This is a genomic window from Frankia sp. CcWB2 (assembly GCF_977927585.1).
In genome coordinates, this window is record NZ_CDWRCM010000088.1 from 4,393 (window position 1) to 9,702 (window position 5,310).

General features: G+C 69.7%; 5 protein-coding genes and 1 riboswitch. Of the genes, 3 read left to right on the forward strand and 2 right to left on the reverse strand.

What is annotated here, in order from left to right; translation table 11 throughout:
* Positions 1–11 precede the first annotated feature (11 nt).
* Positions 12–788, reverse strand: coding sequence for a hemerythrin domain-containing protein (locus ACY45C_RS11260; protein WP_462187564.1), 777 nt, complete (start codon positions 786–788; stop codon positions 12–14).
* A 203-nt stretch (positions 789–991) separates the two neighbouring features.
* Positions 992–1,705, reverse strand: coding sequence for a PhzF family phenazine biosynthesis protein (locus ACY45C_RS11265; RefSeq protein ID WP_462187565.1), 714 nt, complete (start codon positions 1,703–1,705; stop codon positions 992–994).
* A 220-nt stretch (positions 1,706–1,925) separates the two neighbouring features.
* Here ACY45C_RS11265 and corA point away from each other — a divergent pair, with 220 nt between their 5' ends.
* The 3 genes from corA to ACY45C_RS11280 form a co-directional block, all read left to right on the forward strand.
* Entirely contained in the window at positions 1,926–3,188 is a 1,263-nt protein-coding gene (gene corA, locus ACY45C_RS11270) for a magnesium/cobalt transporter CorA (protein WP_462187566.1), read from the forward strand.
* 215 nt (positions 3,189–3,403) lie between these two features.
* Positions 3,404–3,790 (forward strand): hypothetical protein, encoded by a 387-nt coding sequence (locus ACY45C_RS11275; RefSeq protein ID WP_462187567.1) that lies wholly within the window; start codon positions 3,404–3,406, stop codon positions 3,788–3,790.
* Between the two features lie 348 nt (positions 3,791–4,138).
* Positions 4,139–4,313: riboswitch (cyclic di-AMP (ydaO/yuaA leader) on the forward strand.
* A 5-nt stretch (positions 4,314–4,318) separates the two neighbouring features.
* On the forward strand, positions 4,319–5,310 hold a 992-nt coding region (locus tag ACY45C_RS11280; RefSeq protein ID WP_462187568.1), incomplete at its 3' end, for a C40 family peptidase.

Below are 5,310 nucleotides of genomic sequence, written 5' to 3' on the forward strand. Positions count from 1 at the left end.
GCCAGGACAGATCAACGGGCGGCGGTGTGGCTATCAGCATCGGTGTGGCTGCCGGCATCGGTGTGGCTGCCGGCAGCGCGGCCCTGCGCGCCCTCCCTCCCTGGCGGGGTCTCACCCGGAACCGGCGCCGTGGGACGGCCCAGCAGGTACCAGCCCCACAGCCCGGCGGGCACCGGGGCCCGCACCGGCGCGCCGGGTACCTCCCGAGCGTCCATCACGTCGAGCAGGTGATCCCAGTAGCCCGTCAGGCGGGCCGCCAGGCTTCCACCGAACAGCCTGCTGTGCAGGAGGTGCGGATGCGGTCGGGTCGGAGCGTGGCGCATCGCATCGGAGAAGCGGTCGAGGAGATCCCGGCGCTCGTCGTCGGACAGCTCGGTCATCAGCTCACGCAGAAGTTCGTCCTCCAGCGTCGCATGTTCGACCATCAACGCGGCCAGATCCCGGCGCAAGTTCGCGACCGGCTCCGCGGGCCGGTTGAGGTCCCCCTGGACGTACTGTTCAATGCCGCGCATCACCGAGGAGCAGCGCCGCGCCAAGCGGCCCAGGTCCGCCACCCGCGCCCGGCCACCCACGACCCGGCGGGCCATCTCCGGGTAGACCACCGACTCCATCGCGCTCAGGTGTGCGGAGACGGCGGCCACGGCCGCGTCGCTGGCATGCAGCGCCTGCCGCGGGTCGGTCGACGGACCACCCACGTCACCGTGGGCGTCGGCGCTGCGCGAGAGCTCGATCAGACGGACGGCGTCCTGATGCGCGGCCTCCACCAAGGTCGCCAACGTCTCGGCCATGACCACCTCGCAGCCCATGGGCAGATACCCAGCGGAGAGCTACCGGAAGCCAAAGCTACGCCTATCCGACCCGGTCCGCATCTCGGCAGCCACCACGCAGCCGTAACCCGGTACCCACAAAAGGTGCCAGTCGCCTCGCTCCGCACCTGACTCTCAGACTTGGTCCCTGTGGTGTCCGGCCGTGGCTCCGCCGGACGGCACCGTCACCGGGCGAGGAACTCGTCGAGATCGGCGAGGAACCGCGTCTCATCCTCGACCACCAGGCCGCCGATGTCGGCGTGGCCGGGCGGACCCGGCTGCGCGAGCACAATCGAACCGGTACCGTGCCGGATGGTGAGCCGCCGCCCGAGCAGCGCGGCCAGTCGCATGGAAGCCGACCCGCAGGCCTCGTCCTCGGTGACGCCGTGCCTGCTGGCGAAGGCCCGGGCCCGCACGACCCCGCCCGGCTCATCCTCCCACGCCCAGAGCTGGGTCAGGTCCTCGCCGGGTGGACGGGGCAGGTCGAGCGCGTCGACTTGGCACGGGTCCGCAAGCATCTCATGCCACCAGTAAGGCACGGCGGCCAAGGCGCTGCGGACCCAGACCCGGCCCTGCTCCTGCCAGCTGACCGCCTCGCCGCCGGCCGGGCGGAGGATCTCCGGATGGCCACCGAGCAGCCGACCCAACAGCCAGGCCGATCCTACCAGGGCGTGTCCCGCCATGGGCAGCTCCCCGGCGGGCGTGAAGGTGGCCAGCTCCGCCAGCTCCGGGTCGTCGACGAAGACCGTGGCGGGGCAGCCTAGTCGGCGCGCGACGACGGACCGCTCCCGCGCGTCGGGCAGCAACTTCGCGGCGTCCAGCACCACGGCGAGCAGACTGCCGCCGGCGCCCGTCTCGTCGGCGAACACCCGAAGCGTGCGTACCTCGATCCCGATCACTCGATCCTCCCTGTGAGGTATCCCATACGCCGGACGTGTGTCTCACCCTTCGCGTGGCACCCCGCCGGCACAGTCGCCAGGCATCCGCGTCCACGGTGAAGCCCGGATCGCCTCCGGACGGCCGGCACCGACTTGTCACCATGAAGGTTCACCAGCGGGAAGGTCGTGGGAAATGCCGACAGGTGGACATGGACATGGATCGGCGGCAGGGAAGGAGGCAATGATGCGGGATGATGCGGTGCCGGGCGAAAGAGTACGCGACGAGACGGTACGCGAGAGCCGGGGACGCGACGATGACGGCGCGCACCCGGACGGCGGCGACCACGGCAGCCAGCATCCCGTCCGGGAGGTGCTGGGGGACGCCCTGGAGCAGGCGTCGGCCAACGCCCATAAGCTCGCCGGCGCGCTGACCCGTCCGGTCTCCCTGGTCCGGGTGGGTCGCAAACGACGCCAGGTGCCCCGCCCCGGACTACCGCGGACGCCGGACGGGCGCGTCATGGCCTGCGGCGTGTACAGCCATGGCCGGCGGGTCACCACGGACATCGACCAGGCCGACGCGCTGCGGTTGGCGCGGTCCGAACGCAGCGGGTTCGCCTGGCTCGGCCTGTTCGAGCCGAGCTACGAGCAGCTCACCGCGATCGCCGAGGAGTACAGGCTGGACAAGCTCGCGGTGGAGGACGCGGTCACCGGCCACCAGCGCCCCAAGCTCGAGCAATACGAGAACCACCTGTTCATGGTGCTCAAGACGACCAGTTACGTGGAGCACACCCAGATGACGAGCACCTCCGAGGTAGTCACCACCGGCGAAATCATGATCTTCCTCGGCGAGGACTTCGTCGTGACCGTGCGGCACGGCAGGCACGGGGAGATGACGAAGCTGCGCGGCCGGCTGGAGGCCAACCCGGAGATGCTCCGGCACGGCCCGACGGCCGTGCTGCACGCCATCTGCGACAGCATTGTGGATGACTACGTCCGCACCGTGGAAAGCATCCAGGCCGACGTCGACCAGATCGAGGTGGGGGTCTTCCATCGGGATCAGAAGCCGTCGACGGAAAGCGCCTACCAGATGAAACGCGAGCTTCTGGAGCTCAAGCACGCGGTGCTGCCGCTCGCGGGCCCGTTGCGTACCCTCACCACGGACGCCCCCACGATGGTCGACGTGGCGATGCGCCGTTACTTCCGGGACGTCGCCGACCACCTCGAGCAGGTCAGCGAGCGTATAGCTCACTTCGACGAGCTGCTTTCCTCCGTGCTCCAGGCGACGCTGACGCAGGTGACGATCGCACAGAACGAGGACATGCGACGGATCAGTGCCTGGGTGGCGATCGGCGCCGTCCCGACCGCCGTCGCCGGGATCTACGGGATGAACTTCGACCACATGCCGGAGCTTCGTCAGACGTGGGGCTACCCGGCCATCCTGGCCGTCATTACGACGATCTGCCTGTTCCTCTACCGTGCGTTCAAGCGCAACGGCTGGCTCTGACACCGACCTGCATGCTATGCGCGCAGGGACCACGACAATGACGGCAGATCCATAGTCCCTTTTTACTATCAGTTGGCTGACGCGACGTATCCGTACGATGGGTTACCCCTGGCCCGCCACGTCGGTTACCGTTACCAACCGTGTCGGAGCAACCGGGTCTCGTGCCAGCCGCTCGGTGCGGTCCCCGCCGATCCCCCCACCCGTCAGGGGACTCCATGACCTCGTCTGACCCCAAGAGTCATAAAACAGCCATCCTGCCTGATCGGGGCGATCTCATCGCGGAGCTCGCCGGCCGGCTGGAGGCCCTCGACGCGCTCCTCAACCGGCTGGAGGATGCCGAGCGGCAGGCCGCCGACGCCAGCGAGCATCTCATCCGGACCCGCCGGTGGCAGGAGGACACGGTCCGGACCATCCAGGAGGAGCGGGCTCGGATGCGCCAGCGCCAGCACGCCCTCGACGAGCTCGCCGGCCACGCCCGCGCCGCGGTCGAGGCGCTAGCGCACCATCGCTCGCTGCCCCGTGAGGTCCACGAGCTCGCGGTCGAGCTCCAGGTGCTCGATGCAGCGGGATTCCTCACCCGCCGCAGCTCCCGGTCCCGCTGAGGGGGGTGCACGCCCGACCTCGCCCGTCAACTACTTTAAGTAGTCAAAAGTCGCCCACGGGCCGAGGGATGGCTACCCGCCCGCCCGCCTCTCACCCGGACCGGCCGCCGCCACGGACCCCCTACGCAGCGAAAAACCAGCAGGACAACCGGGGTGCGAAGGGCCTTCGGCCCGCCCGGTCAGCCCGGCCGGCCGGCCGAGCGGGCCGCCGACGTCGCGCGACGGGAACTTCAACGCACACTCGCCGTAGTTGGGAAGGACTAGTGTTTACCCACCCCGTCCAAGTGGACTAGTCTCACGCCGACGTCACGACAACACCGGGCCGAACGCCGAGTCCTGCCCCCGGCCCCGGTGTCCCCTCCGAGTCGTCATCAGGGGCAGGAGCGGGGGACCCACCTCCACCGGCCGGCACCGATCCGCGGTATCGACCTAGGGGTGAAGCTCGACGCGTGAAGGTCACGCGAGAGCCGGGCAGCCCAGCCCGAACCCGACAGCTCACTTCGCAGGCGTACGGGAAGGAATACACCGTTGTCCGCGCAAAGCGTGCAGCTCGACGAAGAAACGCGAGGCGCCGGTGGCGGCCGTCATCGCGCACCCTCCGCGCCCCCGGCCGCCCGCAGCCGGGCCCGGGCCCGGGCCCGGGCCTTCGCCGCCGTGACCACCGGGACCGTCGCGGTCTCCGGAGTGGCTCTCGCCGGCTGCGCCACCGACATCAACGCCGACGCAGCGAAGGACGAGCAGCCGAACACCGCTCCGATCATCCTCGCCGCGCAGATCGGCTCCCATGCCGCCCTGGGCGGCAGCATCGCGGCGGCGGCGGTCAGCACCCACGGCTCCACCTCCCTGCTCGGCTCGGCGGGCGGTGTCAACGTCCCGCCCTTGACCGGCAAGGTTCAGGTCGGTCTCCGGGTGACCAACCCCGAGGTGACCGTCAACGCGGACCAGCCGATCGACATCGGCTTTTCGCTCTACAACGAGCAGACCCACGAACCACTGGCGAACCAGCTGGTCAAGGTGCAAGTGAAGCTCCCCACCGGGTGGGCCACCTTCAAGCACCTTTACACTAACGCCCAAGGCTACACTTCCTACACGGCCCGGGTGCTCACCACCACGAACGTCACCGCGGTCTTCGACGGCACGGACGCCCTGCAGTCCGCCCGCTCGGCGAACGACGCTACCCTGCGCGTACGGCCGGCACCCATCCCCCAGCCCGTCCGCAACGCCGCCTGGTCGGATCTCCTTGCGACAGGGGACGCCGCGGGCCAGACGTCGGTTCCGGTCCCGTCGAGCTCCCTCGGGGAGAAGGCCGTCTACCTGGCCTCCCTGCAGGCCGGCAAGCCCTACGTCTACGGTGCGGAGGGCCCGAGCTCGTTCGACTGCTCCGGCCTCATCCAGTACATCTTCAAGCAACTCGGCAGGAGCGTGCCGCGGACGACCGACGCCCAGTTCGCCGCCGCCACCCGGGTGTCGCAATACAACAAGCAGCCCGGCGACCTGATCTTCTTCGGGACACCCGGGAA

What these genes read in the sequence shown, in the direction of transcription:
- corA (WP_462187566.1), top strand. Translation starts at nt 1,926, where the DNA reads ATGATGCGGGATGATGCGGTGCCGGGCGAAAGAGTACGCGACGAGACG.
- ACY45C_RS11275 (WP_462187567.1), top strand. Translation starts at nt 3,404, where the DNA reads ATGACCTCGTCTGACCCCAAGAGTCATAAAACAGCCATCCTGCCTGAT.
- ACY45C_RS11260 (WP_462187564.1), bottom strand. Translation starts at nt 788, where the DNA reads ATGGCCGAGACGTTGGCGACCTTGGTGGAGGCCGCGCATCAGGACGCC.